The organism is Streptomyces sp. NPDC050856 (genome assembly GCF_040653855.1).
GTDB lineage: Bacteria > Actinomycetota > Actinomycetes > Streptomycetales > Streptomycetaceae > Streptomyces.
On sequence record NZ_JBFAGV010000013.1, the window covers coordinates 67,115 to 83,591 of the forward strand.

The window sequence follows — 16,477 nt, forward strand, 5'->3', positions numbered from 1 at the left end:
GGGTCCGGCCTCGCACACCTGGCCGGGTCAGCGGCGCGCCTCACGCTCGGCCCGCAGCCGGCGCAGCCGGTTGACGGTGACCGGGTCGTGGGCGAGCGCCCTGGGGTCGTCCAGCAGGGCGTTGAGCAACTGGTAGTAGCGGGTCGGGGACAGCCCCAGTCGCTCCCTGATCACCCGCTCCTTGGCGCCCGGGCCCGGCCAGGAGCGCCGTTCCACGGCGAGCACGGCGCGGTCCCGGTCGGACAGCGGGGCGGGGGCCGGCGGGCCGCCGGACGACGGGGAGGCGTCGGGCGACGGCGGGCCGGCGGCGGAAGCGGCGGTCATATGAGCAACATAGTTACTCGGCCGCCTCCGCGTCCCGGGCCTCCCGGCCTATCTGCTCCAGCACCGCCTCGGGGTCGCCGTTCGGCTCGACCGCCCTGCCGATGTTGGTCTTGACGCTCTGGCTGACCTTGGCCCAGGACGTCTTGCCGACCGGGTACAGCTCGGAGGTGGGCAGGGCCTCCAGGAAGGCCCGCAGCGGCACGTGCTTGGGGTCGTCGGCCATGGCGGAGCTGGCGGTGACCGTGACCGGGAGGATGTCGTACTCCTCGGAGAAGGCCAGCACGTTCTTGTCCTGGTAGACGAAGTCCAGGAACTGGCCGATCTCCTTGCGGTGGCCGTTCTGCTTGAACGCCATCATCCAGTCGGCCACGCCCATGGTGGCCTTGGCCTTGCCGTTGATGCCCGGCAGCGGCACCTTGCCGACCTTCACCCCGGCCTTCTCGGCCTTGTCCATCAGGGTCGGGTGGCCGTTGAGCATGCCGACCTCGCCACGCGCGAAGGCGTCGAAGGCCTGCTGGCGGTCGAGCTTGCCGGGGGCGACCGGGCCGGTCAGTCCGGGTGCCACGAGCTGGTCCTTGAGCCACCGGAAGGTGTTGACGTTCTCGGTGGAGTCGATCTGGTACGAGGCGCCGGTCGCGTCGAGGTAGCCGCCGCCCCCGGCCAGCAGCCACATCATCGTCTCGGCCTGGGACTCCTCGGAACCGAGCGGCAGCGCGAACGGGTACTCGACGTCCTTGGCCTTGAGCTTCTTCGCGGCCTGCTGGAGCTCGTCCCAGGTCGTCGGCGGCTTGGCACCGGCCTTCTCGAAGAGGTCCTGGTTGTAGAAGAGCAGCCGGGTGCTGGAGGCGAACGGCATCCCGTACTGCACCCGCTCGACCTCGCCGGCGCGGCTGAGCAGGGGCAGGAAGTTGGCCTGGGTGGGGACCGAGATGAGGCTGCTGACCTCGTACAGCTTGTCCTGCTTGGCGTAGTCGGCGTAGGCGCCGATCTGCGCCATGTCGGGGGCCTCGCCGCGCTCGACCATCGCGGCGACCTCCCGGTCGACGTCCTTCCAGGACAGGACCTGGACGTCGATGGTGACGCCGGAGTGCTTCTCCTCGTACGCGCGGGCCAGGCGGTCCCAGTACTTCTTGGTCGTGTTGGCCTCGGTGCTGCCGTAGTCGGCGGCGACCAGCTTGAGCGTGACCTCGTCGGATCCCCCGGTCCCGCAGGCGGACAACGTTGCCATCATGCTCAGTGCGGCCACCGCCGCGGTCAGTCCCATGGTGCGGCGCTGCACAGGTCTTCCCACCCTTTACGTCTACGTCGAACTGCGATTTTCCCATGGGCGGGGATGAGGTCTACACCACAGGGGTATCGCTTCGGCAACTCTTCTCCCAGCACGCCGCCGTCGCACCCCCACCGCACACCACCGCCACCGCCACCGCCACCGCCGTAGGAGACGCCGCGCATGTCCCGTACCGCAGCAGAGATCGCCACCCAGCCCGCCGACTGGCGCCGCGCCGCGGAGGCCGCCGCGGCCTTCGAGGGGCTGCCGCGGCCGGGCGAGCGGGTCGCCGTGACCGGGTGCGGCACCTCCTGGTTCATGGCGATCGCCTACGCCGCGCTGCGGGAGGCGGCGGGACAGGGGGAGACGGACGCGTTCGCCGCCTCGGAGTTCCCGGTGGGGCGGGCGTACGACCGGGTGGTGGCCATCACCCGGTCCGGAACGACCACCGAGGTGCTGGAGCTGCTGACCGCGCTGCGCGGCCGGGTGCCGACACTGGCGCTGACGGCCGACCCGAGGACGCCGGTGGCCGGCGCGGCGGACACGCTGGCGGTGCTGGACTGGGCGGACGAGGAGTCCGTGGTCCAGACCCGGTTCGCGACGACCGCACTGGCCTTCCTCCGGGCGGGCCTGGGGGAGGTCCCGGGCGTCAAGCCGGTGGCCGAGGCGGCGGTGGACGCGGAGCTTGCGGTGACCGAGCCACTGCCGGAGGCGGTGCTGGAGGCCGAGCAGTGGACCTTCCTGGGGCGGGGATGGGCCTACGGGCTGGCGCTGGAGGCGGGCCTGAAGATGCGGGAGGCGGCCGGGGCGTGGACCGAGGCGTACCCCGCGATGGAGTACCGCCACGGCCCCATCGCCATCACCGGACCCGGCCGGGTGACGTGGGTGTTCGGCGCACTCCCGGAGGGTCTGGCCGGCGAGGTGGCCCGGGTGGGCGGCACGCTCCACGACCACGCGACTGCCGACCCGATGGCGGATCTGATCCGGGCGCAGCGGCTCGCGGTGACGCTGGCCGAGGCCCGGGGCCAGGACCCGGACCGCCCGCGCAACCTGACCCGGAGCGTCGTCCTGGAGGGCCGGTCCGGGTCTCCGGCGCGCCATTTGTAAGCGGCGTCAACAATCCCGGGCGAGTGGACTAGACCTTTCACGGGTTCACGAGCGACACTGTCGTACGTGGAACACGTCATCGCCCTCGATGTGGGCGGCACCGGGATGAAGGCCGCCCTGGTCGCGGCGGACGGCACGCTGCTGTACGAGGCGCGGCGGCCGACCGGCCGGGAGCGGGGGCCCGAGGCCGTCGTGGAGTCGATCCTCGCCTTCGCCGCCGACCTGTACGCGCACGGCCTGGAGCGGTACGGCGCCGCCGCCGTGGCCGCCGGGGTCGCCGTGCCCGGGCTGGTCGAGCCCGACGAGGGCATGGCGGTGTACGCCGCCAACCTGGGCTGGCGCGACGTACCGCTGCGCGCCCTGCTGAGCGAGCGGCTGGACGGCCTGCCCGTCGCGCTCGGCCACGACGTGCGCTCCGGCGGGCTGGCCGAGGGCCGCGTCGGGGCCGGCCGGGGCACCGACCGCTTCCTGTTCGTGCCGCTGGGCACCGGAATCGCGGGCGCCATCGGCATCGCGGGCACCATCGAGGCCGGGGCGCACGGGTACGCGGGCGAGATCGGCCACATCGTCGTGCGGCCGGGCGGGCCCGCGTGCGGGTGCGGGCAGCGCGGCTGCCTGGAGACCCTCGCGTCGGCCGCCGCGGTCAGCCGTGCGTGGGCCGCGGCGAGCGGCGACCCGGTGGCGGACGCCGCCGACTGCGCCAAGGCCGTCGAGTCGGGCGACCCCCGCGCCGTACGGGTGTGGCAGGACGCCGTCGACGCGCTCGCCGACGGGCTGGTCACCGCGCTCACCCTGCTGGACCCCGGGACCCTCATCATCGGTGGCGGTCTGGCCGAGGCGGGGGAAACGTTGTTCACGCCCCTGCGGGCCGCCGTCGAGGCGCGGGTGACGTTCCAGCGGCCGCCCGCCGTCGTGCCGGCGGCCCTCGGGGACACCGCCGGCTGCCTGGGCGCGGGTCTGCTCGCCTGGGACCTGTTCGCCCGCACCGCTGACTCGGAGGTATCCGCCTGATGGCCGATCGCAAGGTTCTCGCCGGCGCCCGCGTGGTGCTGCCGGCCGGGGTCGTCGACAGCGGGCGGGTGGTCGTGGAGGGCCGCCGCATCGCCGGCGGCGCCCCGGCCGACGCCCCCACGCTGGACCTGTCCGGACACTGGGTGGTGCCCGGCTTCGTGGACATGCACAACCACGGCGGCGGTGGAGCGTCCTTCACCTCCGGCACGGTCGAGGACGTCCTCAGGGGCGTGCACACCCACCGCCTGCACGGCACCACCACGGTCGTCGCCTCCACCGTCACCGGGGACATGGACTTCCTCGCGCACCGCGCCGGGCTCCTGTCCGAGCTGGCCGAACAGGGCGACATCGCCGGCGTCCACTTCGAGGGGCCGTTCATCTCGCCGTGCCGCAAGGGCGCGCACAGCGAGGCGCTGCTGCGCCACCCGGACCCGGCCGAGGTGCGCAAGCTGCTCGACGCGGCGCGCGGCCAGGCCCGGATGGTCACCCTCGCCACCGAACTGCCCGGCGGCCTCGACTCCGTGCGGCTGCTGGCCGAGCACGGTGTCATCGCGGCGATCGGCCACACCGACGCCACGTACGAGCAGACCGTGGCGGCGATCGAGGCCGGCGCCACCGTCGCCACCCACCTCTTCAACGCGATGCCCGCCCTCGGCCACCGCGCGCCGGGTCCGATCGCCGCGCTCCTGGAGGACGAGCGGGTGACCGTGGAGCTGATCAACGACGGTACGCATCTGCACCCGGCGGCGCTGGAGCTGGCGTTCCGTCACGCCGGGTCCGGGCGGGTCGCGTTCATCACGGACGCGATGGACGCGGCGGGCTTCGGCGACGGGACCTACCACCTCGGCCCCTTGGCGGTGGAGGTGCGCGCGGGCGTGGCCCGGCTGGTGGAGGGCGGCTCCATCGCGGGCTCCACCCTCACGCTGGACACCGCCTTCCAGCGGGCCGCGACCGTCGACCGGCTGCCCGTCGAGGCGATCGTCCGGGCGATTTCCGCCAATCCGGCGAAGTTGCTGGGCCTGTACGACAGGGTCGGTTCGCTAGAGCCCGGCAAGGACGCCGACCTGGTGGTACTGGACGGGGAGTTCGCCCTGGCCGGTGTGATGCGCAAGGGTGAATGGGTGGTCGAGCCCCACCCGGGGTGATGTGCGCGCCAACGGCGGCCGGGCGGCGGCACCGGGGGTCTGGGCCAACCGCCTTCCGTTTGGCATGATCAGTTCCCGTGAGCGAGCGGTGGACGTGCGGGGGGTGCCAGGGGTGATCCTGACGGTCACGCTCAACACCGCGCTCGACATCACCCACCGGGTGCCCGCCCTGGTGCCGCACACCACGCACCGGGTCACCGACGTCATCGAGCGCCCCGGCGGCAAGGGCCTGAACGTCGCCCGGGTACTGGCCGCGCTCGGGCACGACACCGTGGTGACCGGGTTCGCGGGCGGCCCCGCCGGCGAGGTGCTGCGCGGCCTGCTGGCGCCACTGCCGGTGCGCGACGCGCTGGTGCCGATCGGCGGCACCACCCGCCGTACCGTCGCGGTCGTCGACACCGCCACCGGCGACACCACCCAGCTCAACGAACCGGGACCGGCCGTGACACCCGCCGAGTGGTCGGCGTTCCTCGACGCGTACGGCACGCTGCTCGCCGGTGCCGACGCGGTCGCCCTGTGCGGCAGCCTGCCGCCGGGCGTCCACGTGGGCGCGTACGCCGAGCTGGTCCGCCGCGCCCGCGCCGCGGGCGTGCCGGTGCTGCTGGACACCAGCGGCGAACCGCTGCGCCGGGGTATCGCGGCCCGCCCCGACCTGGTCAAGCCCAACGCCGACGAGCTGGCCCGGCTCACCGGCGCCCGCGAGCCGCTGCGCGCCACCCGGGACGCCCGCCGCCGCGGCGCCCACGCGGTGGTCGCCTCGCTGGGCCCGGAGGGGCTCCTCGCCGTGACCCCGGACGGCGCCTGGCGGGCGGTGCCGCCCGCCCGGGTGAAGGGCAACCCGACGGGGGCCGGCGACTCGGCGGTGGCGGGCCTGCTGTCCGGCCTGGTCGAGGGCCTGTCCTGGCCCGAGCGGCTGCGGCGCGCGGTCGCGCTGTCGGCGGCGACGGTACTGGCTCCGGCGGCGGGTGAGTTCGCCGAGGAGGCGTACCGGGAACTGCTGGAGCAGGTCACGGTCACCGAACACCCGGCGGCCGCCTAGCGAGAGGACCCCCATGCCACTCGTCAGCACCGGAGAACTGGTCACCCGCGCCAGGTCCCAGGGACGCGCGGTCGCCGCCTTCAACGTCATCACCCTGGAACACGCCGAGGCGATCGCCGCCGGTGCCGAACGGGCGGGGGAGCCCGCGGTCCTGCAGATCTCCGAGAACGCCGTGCGCTTCCACGGCGGGGAGCTGACCGCGCTGGCGGCCGCCACCGGAGCCGTGGCCCGCGCCAGTTCCGTACCGCTCGCCCTGCACCTGGACCACGTGGTCTCCAGGGACCTGCTGCACGCGGCGTACACCGAGGGCTTCAGCTCGGTGATGTTCGACGCCTCGAAGCTGCCCTACGGCGACAACGTCAAGGCCACCGCCGAAGCGGTCCGGTGGGGCCACGGGCGCGGCATCTGGGTGGAGGCCGAGCTGGGCCGGATCGGCGGCAAGGACGGCGAACCGCCACTGGACGCCCACACCCCCGGTGTCCGCACCGACCCGGCCGAGGCCGCCGCCTACGTCGCGGACACCGGCGTCGACGCGCTGGCCGTCGCGGTGGGCTCCACCCACGCCATGACCGAACGCACGGCCGCGGTGGACCACGCCCTGATCGCCGGGCTGCGCGCCGCCCTCCCGGTCCCGCTGGTCCTGCACGGTTCCTCGGGCGTCCCGGACGACGGGCTCCGCGCGGCGGTCGCCGCCGGCATGACCAAGATCAATATCGGTACGGCGCTGAACACCGCGTACACCGGCGCGGTCCGCGCCTTCCTGGAGGCCCACCCGGCGACGGTCGACCCCCGTGCCTACCTGGCCCCGGCCCGCGAGGCGATGGCCGGGACGGTGGCCCACTTCCTGGCGGTGGTCAGGGGCTGAACCGGCCGGGCCCCGGCGGGGAGCCGGACCGGTGGCGCCCGCCACCGGCCGGCCGGGGCCGGCCGCACGCGGTCGCCGCCCGCCGGGGCCCGGTGGGCCGCCGGCCCGGTCAGCCCTTGCCGTGGCCCTGCTGCAACCAGACCTGGTCGAGGTAGGCGTCGCACTGGTCGCCCTGCTCGCAGGAGATCTTGAGCGTGTTCACGCCCTTCTTCAGCGTCACGTAGGAGTACGTGTTCGTCCAGCCCTTCTCCCAGTCACCCGCCGGGGCGTGGGCGAAGTTGCTCATCCGGATGCCACGGGGGTTCTGGCCGTTGACCGTCAGCGTGGTCTTGGCGTCCTTGCCGGGCACGCCGTAGGTGAGGAACAGCGTGTAGTCGCCGTCCTCGGGCACCTCCGCCGTCCAGCTCGCCGAGCCGCCCACCCCGTTGAACATGACGTACGCGCCGTCGGCGCCCTTGGCGCCCTTGACGTCCTTGCCCAGCGTCGCGGGCGCCCCGAGCTGGAGCGTCGCCGCGTCCTGCCTGGGCAGCTCCGGCGGCTTCTCCTCGCCCTTGGAGGGCTGCGGGGCCGGCGACTCCTGGACCTGGGTGGGCGCGGGGGACTGGCCGCCCGCCTGGCCGCCGCCCTTCTCGTCGTCCGACTTGTTGCTGAGCAGCGCCACGGTGATGCCGATCACCACGACGGCCACCACCGCGAGGGCCCCGATGAGCAGGCCCTTGGTGTTGGGGCCGCCGCGCTGGGACTGCTGCCGGGACGCCGACCGGGTGGGGGCGCCGCCCGGGTGGGTCTCGGGCGCGGCGTACTGGACGGCCGGGCGGCCGTAGGACTGCGGGCCGTTCGGCTGCTGGGGCGGGACCTGACCGTACTGGCGTTCGCCGACCGCTCTGACCTGGTTGTACGAGGTCCTGGGCACGCCAGGCTGGGCGGCCGGACCGGGGTAGCCGTAGCCGCCGCCCTGCCGCGGCGCCTGGGCGCCGGCGGCCCGTCCGTCCGCGTACAGGTAGCCGAACGGATCGTCGTCCTCGGGCGTGCTCGCGCCGTTGTTACCGGCAGCCATCCCTGGTCACTCCTCATCCCTGCTCGCCAGCGGTCACCGACCGGGCGAGCCTACCCCGAACGGGCTACCCCGCCCGGCGGTGCACCTTGGCACGGGAGCGCTTCTCGATGTACATCCGCTGGTCAGCGGAGTTCAGCACCTCTTCGACCGACATCCCGCATTCGGCCCAGCCGATGCCGAAGCTGGCGCCGACCCGGACCGCCCGGCCCTCCACCCGGATCGGCGGGACGATCGCGTTGCGCAACCGTGCCGCCAGGTCGGCGGCGTCGGCCGCGCCCAGCCCGTCGGCGAGGACCACGAACTCGTCGCCGCCCAGCCGCGCGACGGTGTCCCCGTCCCGTACCCCGGCGCTCAGCCGGCGGGCCACCTCGATCAGCACCGCGTCGCCGGTGTGGTGCCCGAAGCGGTCGTTGATCGACTTGAAGCCGTCCAGGTCGCAGAAGAGGACGGCCAGGCCCTTCGTGCCGTCGTCGACCTCGCCGTCGGGCGCCACGGCGTGCACGTGCGGGTCGTAGGGCCCGGTGGCGTCCGCGGTGAAGTCGAAGCTGTCCCCCCGGTAGCTGTGCTCGCCGCCGTACTCCCCGCCGTACTCGTACTCCCCCGGCTCCGCGTACTCGCCGCCGGCCGCGCCGCCCGGCCCGTACGCCGCGGCCGGTGACCGCACCGCGTGGGGCCGCTCGCAGAGCCGGGCGCTGAGGCGGGCGCGCAGCTCGGCACTGTTGGGCAGGCCGGTCAGGGCGTCGTGCGAGGCGCGGTGGGCGAGCTGGAGCTCGTGCCGCTTGCGCTCCTCGATGTCCTCGATGTGGGTCAGCAGGAAGCGCGGTCCGTCGGCGGTGTCGGCGACCACCGAGTTGCGCAGGGACACCCATACGTACGAGCCGTCCCGGCGGGCGAGGCGCAGCTCGGCCCGGCCGCCCTCGGCCGAGGTGCGCAGCAGGGTGCCGATGTCCTCGGGGTGCACCAGGTCGGCGAAGGAGTAGCGGCGCATCACCGAGGCGGGGCGGCCCAGCAGCCGGCAGAGCGCGTCGTTGGCGCGCAGCAGCCTTCCGTGCTGGTCACCGCCCATCTCGGCGATGGCCATGCCGGAGGGGGCGTATTCGAACGCCTGGCGGAACGACTCCTCGCTGGCCCGCAGCGCCTGCTGCTCCCGCTCCAGCCGGACCAGGGCCCGCTGCATGTTCGCCCGCAGCCGGGCGTTGCTGATCGCGATCGCCGCCTGGGAGGCGTACATCTGGAGCGCCTCCCGGCCCCAGGCGCCGGGGCGGCGACCGTTGCGCGGCCGGTCCACGGAGATCACGCCGAGCAGCTCGCGTCCGCTGCCGGAGGCGTACATGGGCGCGTAGAGCCGGTCCCGGGGGTGCCACTCGTCCTCGAAGCGGGGCTCGGGGCCCTCCGTGTGCCACTGCGGGACGTCGTCCTCGATGAGCACCCAGCCCTCGGTGTGCGGTATGAACCGCAGCTCACCCCACGCCTCCCCCATGCCCAGCCGCCGCTCCCAGGACGCCCGGGAGCCCACCCGTCCGGTGATCAGGGCCTCGGCGGCGGCGCTCCCGGCGAAGGCGGCGACGACCAGGTCACCGTCGGGGCGTACGAGGTTGACGCAGGCCAGCTCGTAGCCGAGGCCCTGGATGACTCCGTCGGCGACGGTCTGCAGCGTGTCGGCCAGGCTCCGGGCCGTGTTGAGGTTGGCGACGACCTGATGCAGCTGCCGCAGGGTCGCAAGACGGACGTACGGCTCCGACTCGGTCTCCATTGCTCGCTCTCCCCGAGACCTCGACAGCAACTCCAGGGTTCTCATCGGCGCTCGTGATGCGTTGTCACCGGCCACTGAATCACAGCGAGCTGCGCACTCGGTACACAGGGTCAACAATAACCCCGCTCTGTGACTCAAGTCACAACAGATGATGGTGGGACCGGCACCTCCGCCGAACCGTTTGCGAGCCGCAACGGCGGCCCGGTACGCCCGCCCGCGGTCCTAGGACCTGGCTGGTCCCGTGGGCCGATGCGGGAGGCAGGAGGGCGAGACTAGCGTTCACCGGTGTGTACCCGACAACTGAGACCCCCGCTTCCGCCGTCCCTCATCCTGAAGGGGTGAGCAACGACGAGTTCCGTGCCGCGATGTCCCGGCTGGCCTCGGGGGTGGTACTGGTGACCGCCCACGAGCCCCCGCTGAGCGCGGCAGGCCCCCGCGGCGAGGACGTCGGGATGACCGCCACCGCGTTCATGTCCGTCTCCCTGGATCCGCCGCTGGTCATGGTCGGGCTGCGGGAGGGCTCCCGGATGGACGACCTGCTGGCCGAGCAGCCGGTGTGGGGCGTGTCGGTCCTGTCCGAGAGCCAGCGGCACATCGCGGGCCGGTTCGCGATGAAGGGCCGGATCAGCGACCGGCTGCTGTTCGAGGACATCCCCCGCACCCGGGGCGAGGTGAGCGGCGCGCCCCTGGTGGGCGGGGCGCTGGCGGTCCTGGAGTGCCGCACGGAACAGCGGGTCGAGGCCGGTGACCACACCCTGGTGATCGGCCGGGTACTGACGGTCGGCCTGCCCAGCGGCGAGGGCGACCCGCTGATGTACTTCCGCGGCCGCTACCGGCACCTGGGCTGAGGCACGGGGGCCGGGACGGCCGGGCGGCACGGCCCGCGGGTGCGGCCCGCCGGGCGACACGAGGGTGCGGTCCGGGACGCCGCCCCGGGGTACGGCCGGTGGGGGCCCGTCCGCCGTCGCCGGTCAGCTCCAGTCGCGGGCCGAGCGGAAGCGCTTGGTGTCGGCGCGCTGCTTCTTCTCGCGCAGCCGGCGCTCGTTGATGCCGCGCGGGATCTTCGTCGGCCGGCGCGGCTTGGGCGGCGGGGCCGTCGCCTCGGCCAGCAGCGCGGCCAGGCGCACCGCCGCCGTCTCGCGGTTGCGCCACTGGGAGCGGTGCTCCGAGGCGCGGACGGTGATCACCCCGTCGGTCAGCCGGCCCGACAGCCGCTCCAGGGCTCGCTCCTTCCACACCGGGGGCAGCGCCTCGGTGCGCGCCAGGTCGAAGCGCAGCTCCACCTGGGAGTCGCTGGTGTTGACGTGCTGCCCGCCCGGCCCGGACGACCTGGAGAACCGCCACATGAGCTCGGCCTCCGGCAGGCAGACCGAACCGCGGATGACATGGGGACCGGACATGTCATCCATGTTCCCCGGCCGGCGGGGGTCACGTCACCCGCTTTTCACCGGGAGCACCGTGCCGGTGCGCGGGCGCGCCGGGTCCGGTGTCACCCGGACGGCCCCACCTGGAACCAGGACGCCGTCCGCCGCGTTATGTGCTGTGACCGGCTTCGACGCACGCTTCATGCACGACGAAAGGGACTTCCCATGGCTGTAAGCCTTTCCAAGGGCGGCAACGTCTCGCTGACCAAGGAGGCACCGGGCCTGACCGCCGTCACGGTCGGCCTCGGCTGGGACGTCCGCACCACCACCGGCACCGACTTCGACCTCGACGCCTCGGCGATCGGCGTGGACGCGGCCGGCAAGGTCGCCTCCGACGCGCACTTCGTCTTCTTCAACAACAAGTCCACCCCGGACCAGACCATCGTCCACACCGGTGACAACCGCACCGGCGAGGGCGGCGGCGACGACGAGCAGATCAACGTCAACCTCGCGGGCCTCCCGGCCGAGGTCGACAAGATCGTCTTCCCGGTCTCCATCTACGACGCGGTCAACCGCTCGCAGAACTTCGGCCAGGTCCGCAACGCCTACATCCGTATCGTCAACCAGGCCGGCGGCGCCGAGATCGCCCGCTACGACCTGAGCGAGGACGCCGCCACCGAGACCGCCATGGTCTTCGGCGAGCTGTACCGCAACGGCGCCGAGTGGAAGTTCCGCGCGGTCGGCCAGGGCTACGCCTCGGGCCTGGAGGGCATCGCCCGCGACTTCGGCGTCAACATCTGACGCGTCCAGCGCGGGGCCCGAACGGGCCACGGCCCCGGCGGCGGTCTGTGCGCCGGGGCCCTACTGTTGCCGCATGATCGTGGAACCGCTGGAGCTCGGCGAGGACGGCGCGCTGCCCGGGCCGCTGTTGACCGAACTCACCGAGCTGTACGCGTCGAACCGGGAGTTCCAGCAGCTCAGCGGGGACTTCCCGGACCCCGACGACATCCGGCCCGAGCAGGTGGCCGCCTCGCTCGCCGAGGAGCTGGCGCACCCGGACACCGAGGTGCTGGTGGCCCGTTCGGCCGGGCACGTGATCGGCGTCTCGGTGACCCGGGCCCACCGGCCCGACCCGGACGCCCAGGACGCGTCGTCGGTGGAGGCGGGCGGCCCCGACCCGTGGATCGGGCTGCTGATGGTGCACGCCCGGGACCACCGGGTGGGCTTCGGCCGGGAACTGGCCGAGATCGTGGAGCAGCGGTTCCGGCAGGCCGGCCGCGACGGCGTCCGGCTGGCCGTACCGAACGACAACACCAGAGCCATCGCGTTCTGGACCGCCCTGGGGTACGAGGAGATCGACCGCCGCCCGGACCGGCGGGCCGGCCGGGACCGGGTCGTGCTGCGCAAGTCCCTCCAGTCCACGGCGTCCTGACCGCCCGGCCCCGGGCCGCCCGGCCTCCTGACGCCCGGGTCCCGGGCGGCTGCCCTGCCGCCTCCGGTCCCCCGCCTCCGGTCACGGCTCCGGAGGGCGTTCCCCGCCGTACAGCCAGGTGTCCCACACTTCCGTCAGGTCCCGTCCGGACTCCTCCTCCACGTACCGGGTGAAGTCGTCCGTCGAGGCGTTGCCGTGCCGGTGCCGGGCCGCCCAGCCGCGCACGACGCCGAAGAAGGTGTCGTCACCGACCGCCTGGCGGACCTTGTGCAGCACCATCGCGCCGCCGCCGTAGACCGGGTCGTCGGAGATGTGGTCGGCGGTGGGCGGCAGGGCGGGCGGGAACGCCCAATTGTCGTCCCTGGCGTAGGCCCGCTCGAAGCTCCGGCGCACCGGGACGCCCTGGTAGTCCTCGGCGTACAGCCACTCCGCGTAGGTCGCGAAGCCCTCGTTGAGCCACATGTCGCGCCACGACCGGGGGGAGACCGAGTTGCCGTACCACTGGTGCGCCAGCTCGTGGACGACGAACTCCGGGGTGAGGGTGCCCTTCGTGTAGACCGGCCGGTTCTGGGTCTCCAGCGCGTACCCGACCTGAACGGTCGGATCGACGATCGCGCCGGTGGAGGAGAAGGGGTACGGGCCGAAGTACTCCTCCTCCCATTCCAGCAGCTCGGCGACGCGGGCGAGCAGTGGCGTCGCGCCGCGGGCGGCGCTGTACACCGGCAGTCCGGAGGGTGTGCGGGAGGACGTCACGGCGTACCGGCCGACGGCGAGCGTCGCGAGGTAGCTGGCCATCGGCTCGGTGGAGCGCCAGACGAACGTGGTGCGGCCGTTCACGCTCCGCCGCTGCCGCAGCTCTCCGTTGGACACGGCCTCGACCCCGTCCGGGACGGTGACGGTGACGGTGTACGTGGCCTTGTCGCTGGGGTGGTGGTTGCCGGGGAACCAGGTCATGGAGCCGGTCGGCTGGCCGAGCGCGACCGCTCCGTCGCGGGTCCTGATCCACCCCTCCCGCGTCCCGTCGGAGCCGGTGACGGCGCGCGGGGTGCCGGAGTAGCGGATGACGGCACGGAAGGTGGCGCCCTGCTCCAGGTCGCCGTCCGGGCGCAGGGTCAGCTCGTTCCCGGCGCGGTGGACGGCGGCCGGCGTGCCGTCGACGGTGGCGCCGGTGACGGTCAGCCCGGCGAGGTCGAGGTTGAAGGCGCTCAGGGTCCGGGTGGCCCGCGCGGTGATCTCGGCGGTGCCGTCCAGTCGGTCGGCGGCCGGGTCGTAGCCGAGGGTCAGGGCGTAGTGCCGGACGTCGTAACCGCCGTTGCCGAGCCTGGGGAAGTACGGGTCGCGCAGCCCGGCGGCGCCCGGCTCGCCGTGCACGCCCCCGCCCCCGCCCGCGCAGCCCGTGGTCAGGCCGGTGGCGAGGAGCAGGGCGGCGAGGGCGCGTGCGGGGGTTCGCTGGTCCACTCCGTGATCCTAGAAGGGGTGCCGGAGGGGCGCGCGGGTCAGCGGGCGGGTCAGCGGGTGAGCGCGGTGACTCCGGCCCGCGCGTACTTCTCGTCCAGGTCGCCGCTGGGCGCGCCGGCCACTCCGATGCCGGCGACCGGGGCGCCCTTGGCGGTGACGGGGGCGCCGCCCCCGAGGAAGAGGGTGCCGGGAATGTCCTTGAGGTTGGGGGCGCTCGCCAGCCGCTTGGCCAGTTCGGAGGTCGGGGCGTTCCAGGAGACGGCGGTGAACGCCTTGCGCTGGGCCGAGTCGTAGGACTGCGGGCCCGCGCCGTCACCGCGCAGGGTGACCAGGGTGGTGCCGTTGCGGTCCACCACGGCGACGGTGACGCGCTGGTTGTCGTCCTCGGCGGCGTCCAGGGCGGCCTGCGCGGCCCGGACGGCGGCGTCGACGGTCAGGTGGGTGGTCTGGCGGAGGTCGCCGTGGGCGGCGTCGGCGGCCTTCGCCGGCGCGGTGGCCGCGGTGGCCGGGGCGGCGGCGTTCGCGGACACGGCGCCGAGGGTACCGGCGCCGAGTACCGCCGCGGCGGCGGCACCGGTCAGGACACGGGCACGCTGGGACATCTTCTTCATGGGAACTCCTCCGGATCGGTGGTCGCTTCCGATCCTGGGGCCGGGACCGGCGGCCCCGGGTCAGCCGATCGGTTGATGGCACCGGGGGCCGGACGGGCGAGGATGGACCGGAGGGCACGTGCGCGGTCCGGCCCGCCGCCCTGCGTGCCCCGCGCGGACCGGCGGGCACACTCACGGTCCGGTGCGAGCGGTGGTGGTACCAGGAGGCGGAGGCACCAGGAGTGGGAGTGGTGGCAGTGGAGGGACGAGGGGTGGTGGACGTGGAGCACGATCCCGACGCCCGCTGGCTGGCCCGGGTGATGCACGCCGCGTTCTTCCTGCTGCTCGGCGCCTCGCTCGCGCGGTTCCTGCTGCGCCATCCGTGGGCGGACCGGGGGCCCTGGGTGGTCGCGCTGTCCGGCGCGCTGGCCGTGCTGTACGTGCTGGGGCCGGTCATCGGCTCGCGCCCGACCCCGCGCCGGCTCGGCTGGCTGTGCACGGTGGTCGCGGTGTGGGTGGTGCTGGTGGTGCTGGCGCCGAGTTTCGCGTGGTGCGCGGTGCCGCTGTTCTACACCGGCCTGCGTACGCTGCCGCCGCGCGCCGCATTCGCGCTGGTGGCCCTGCTCACGGTGTTCGTCGTGGTGGCCCAGTTGAAGCTGGCGGACGGCGGCGCCGACCCGAACCTGCTGGTCGCGCCGCCCGCCGTGGCGGCCGTCGCCACCGCCGTGTTCGTCCACGCGCAGCGCCAGGCCGACCGGCAGCGGGCCCTGATCGGCGACCTGCTGGCCACCCGCCGCGAGCTGGCCGCCACCGAGCGGCGCGCGGGCACCCTCGCCGAACGGCAGCGGCTCGCCATGGAGATCCACGACAGCCTCGCCCAGGGTCTGTCCAGCCAGCGGATGCTGCTCCAAGCGGCCGACCGCACCTGGGACGGCGACCCGGCCACCGCCCGCCGCCACGTCCGTACCGCCGCCTCGATCACCGAGCGCAATCTCGCCGAGGCCCGGCGCTTCGTCCACGACCTGGCCCCCGCCGACCTCGCCGGGGGCGACGGCCTGGAGGCGGCGCTGCGCGCCCTGGCCGCGCGCGAGTCCGCCCGCTTCCACGTCGACGGCACGGCGGTCGCGCTGCCCGGCCGGGTCCAGTCGGCGCTGCTGCGGATCGCCCAGGGCGCGCTGGCCAACGTCCGCGAACACGCCCACGCCGGTTCGGCCGCGCTGACCCTGACGTACCTGGACGACCAGGTGGTCCTGGACGTCACCGACGACGGCCTGGGCTTCGACCCCGGCGCCCCGCGCCCGTCCGGTGTCCGGGGCCACGGCCTGCCCGCCATCCGGGCGCGGGCCGAGCAGCTCGGCGGTTCGCTGGCCGTCGAGTCGGCGCCGGGCGAGGGCACGGTCCTGTCGGTCTCGATCCCCCTGGAGGCGCCGTGACGGTACGCGTCCTGCTCTGCGACGACCACGCCGTCGTACGCGCCGGGCTGCTCGCCCTGCTCGGCAGCGAGCCGGGCATCGAGGTCGTCGGCGAGGCGGGCAGCGGGGAGGAGGCCCTCGCCATGGCGGCCAAACTGCGCCCCGACGTGGTGCTGATGGACCTCCAGCTCGGCGCGGGCATCGACGGCGTGGAGGCCACCCGGCGCATCGCCGCACCCGATGTGCGGGTCCTGGTCCTCACCACGTACGACACGGACGCCGACATCACCCGCGCCATCGGGGCGGGTGCCACCGGTTACCTGCTCAAGGCGGAACGGCCCGAGGAGCTGTTCACCGCGATCCACGCCGCGGCGCAGGGCCGCACCGCGCTGTCCGCCCCGGTCGCCGGCCGGGTGAGGGACCGAATGCGCGGCGCCGCCGGCCCCACCCTCACCGACCGCGAACGGGACATCCTGGGCCAGCTCGCCCGGGGCCTGGGCAACCGGGAGATCGCCCGCGCGCTCTTCATCAGCGAGGCCACGGTCAAGACCCACCTGGGCCGCGTCTACACCAAACTGGGCGTCGACACCCGTGCGGGCGCCGTCGCGGTGGCCAAGGAGCAGCGGCTGCTGCCCTGAGAACCCGGTCCCGGG

The 16,477-nt window shown here is 74.1% G+C and carries 17 protein-coding genes; 10 read left to right on the plus strand and 7 right to left on the minus strand.

Annotated features, from left to right (window positions below; translation table 11 throughout):
* Positions 1–27: 27 nt before the first annotated feature.
* Positions 28–324, minus strand: a complete 297-nt coding sequence (locus AB0H53_RS14695) for a DUF3263 domain-containing protein (RefSeq protein WP_362111771.1) — start codon at positions 322–324, stop codon at positions 28–30.
* A gap of 13 nt (positions 325–337) precedes the next feature.
* Positions 338–1,588, minus strand: coding sequence for an extracellular solute-binding protein (locus AB0H53_RS14700; protein ID WP_362112066.1), 1,251 nt, complete (start codon positions 1,586–1,588; stop codon positions 338–340).
* A gap of 186 nt (positions 1,589–1,774) precedes the next feature.
* On the opposite strand from AB0H53_RS14700, the gene AB0H53_RS14705 reads away from it, so the two are divergent.
* The 5 genes from AB0H53_RS14705 (at position 1,775) to AB0H53_RS14725 (ending at position 6,758) form a co-directional block, all read left to right on the plus strand.
* Entirely contained in the window at positions 1,775–2,698 is a 924-nt protein-coding gene (locus tag AB0H53_RS14705) for a sugar isomerase (protein WP_362111773.1), read from the plus strand.
* Positions 2,699–2,764: 66 nt separating this feature from the next.
* Positions 2,765–3,709 carry an ROK family protein gene (locus tag AB0H53_RS14710; protein WP_362111776.1) on the plus strand — a complete coding sequence of 315 codons (945 nt, stop codon included), beginning with the start codon at positions 2,765–2,767 and terminating at the stop codon, positions 3,707–3,709.
* Positions 3,709–4,854, plus strand: a complete 1,146-nt coding sequence (gene nagA, locus AB0H53_RS14715; protein WP_362111782.1) for an N-acetylglucosamine-6-phosphate deacetylase — start codon at positions 3,709–3,711, stop codon at positions 4,852–4,854. The genes AB0H53_RS14710 and nagA overlap by 1 nt, the downstream gene beginning before the upstream one ends.
* A 112-nt stretch (positions 4,855–4,966) precedes the next feature.
* Entirely contained in the window at positions 4,967–5,893 is a 927-nt protein-coding gene (locus AB0H53_RS14720; protein ID WP_362112069.1) for a 1-phosphofructokinase family hexose kinase, read from the plus strand.
* Between the two features lie 13 nt (positions 5,894–5,906).
* Complete coding sequence (locus AB0H53_RS14725; RefSeq protein ID WP_362111785.1) at positions 5,907–6,758, plus strand: class II fructose-bisphosphate aldolase; 852 nt, start codon at positions 5,907–5,909, stop codon at positions 6,756–6,758.
* Between the two features lie 109 nt (positions 6,759–6,867).
* Here AB0H53_RS14725 and AB0H53_RS14730 read toward each other — a convergent pair whose 3' ends face one another.
* Positions 6,868–7,815 (minus strand): carbohydrate-binding protein, encoded by a 948-nt coding sequence (locus tag AB0H53_RS14730; RefSeq protein ID WP_362111788.1) that lies wholly within the window; start codon positions 7,813–7,815, stop codon positions 6,868–6,870.
* A gap of 64 nt (positions 7,816–7,879) precedes the next feature.
* Positions 7,880–9,568, minus strand: coding sequence for a diguanylate cyclase CdgB (gene cdgB / locus AB0H53_RS14735; RefSeq protein ID WP_362111790.1), 1,689 nt, complete (start codon positions 9,566–9,568; stop codon positions 7,880–7,882).
* Positions 9,569–9,855: 287 nt separating this feature from the next.
* On the opposite strand from cdgB, the gene AB0H53_RS14740 reads away from it, so the two are divergent.
* The gene (locus AB0H53_RS14740; RefSeq protein WP_362111793.1) at positions 9,856–10,416 is read left to right on the plus strand and encodes a flavin reductase family protein; all 561 of its coding nucleotides are present in this window, start codon (positions 9,856–9,858) and stop codon (positions 10,414–10,416) included.
* A gap of 123 nt (positions 10,417–10,539) precedes the next feature.
* On the opposite strand, the gene arfB is transcribed toward AB0H53_RS14740, so the two are convergent.
* Entirely contained in the window at positions 10,540–10,968 is a 429-nt protein-coding gene (arfB, locus tag AB0H53_RS14745; protein WP_362111796.1) for an alternative ribosome rescue aminoacyl-tRNA hydrolase ArfB, read from the minus strand.
* 189 nt (positions 10,969–11,157) lie between these two features.
* Here arfB and AB0H53_RS14750 point away from each other — a divergent pair, with 189 nt between their 5' ends.
* Positions 11,158–11,733 (plus strand): TerD family protein, encoded by a 576-nt coding sequence (locus AB0H53_RS14750; RefSeq protein WP_362111799.1) that lies wholly within the window; start codon positions 11,158–11,160, stop codon positions 11,731–11,733.
* Positions 11,734–11,806: 73 nt separating this feature from the next.
* A complete protein-coding gene (locus AB0H53_RS14755) occupies positions 11,807–12,364 on the plus strand; it encodes a GNAT family N-acetyltransferase (RefSeq protein WP_362111802.1) in 558 nt (185 codons plus the stop codon).
* A gap of 81 nt (positions 12,365–12,445) precedes the next feature.
* On the opposite strand, the gene AB0H53_RS14760 is transcribed toward AB0H53_RS14755, so the two are convergent.
* Complete coding sequence (locus AB0H53_RS14760; protein WP_362111805.1) at positions 12,446–13,822, minus strand: M1 family metallopeptidase; 1,377 nt, start codon at positions 13,820–13,822, stop codon at positions 12,446–12,448.
* 50 nt (positions 13,823–13,872) lie between these two features.
* A complete protein-coding gene (locus AB0H53_RS14765) occupies positions 13,873–14,433 on the minus strand; it encodes a heme-binding protein (protein WP_362111808.1) in 561 nt (186 codons plus the stop codon).
* 299 nt (positions 14,434–14,732) lie between these two features.
* Here AB0H53_RS14765 and AB0H53_RS14770 point away from each other — a divergent pair, with 299 nt between their 5' ends.
* Complete coding sequence (locus AB0H53_RS14770) at positions 14,733–15,845, plus strand: sensor histidine kinase (RefSeq protein WP_362112072.1); 1,113 nt, start codon at positions 14,733–14,735, stop codon at positions 15,843–15,845.
* Positions 15,842–16,462, plus strand: a complete 621-nt coding sequence (locus AB0H53_RS14775) for a response regulator transcription factor (protein ID WP_362111811.1) — start codon at positions 15,842–15,844, stop codon at positions 16,460–16,462. Before AB0H53_RS14770 ends, AB0H53_RS14775 begins: the two co-directional genes overlap by 4 nt.
* The last annotated feature ends 15 nt before the right edge of the window (positions 16,463–16,477 follow it).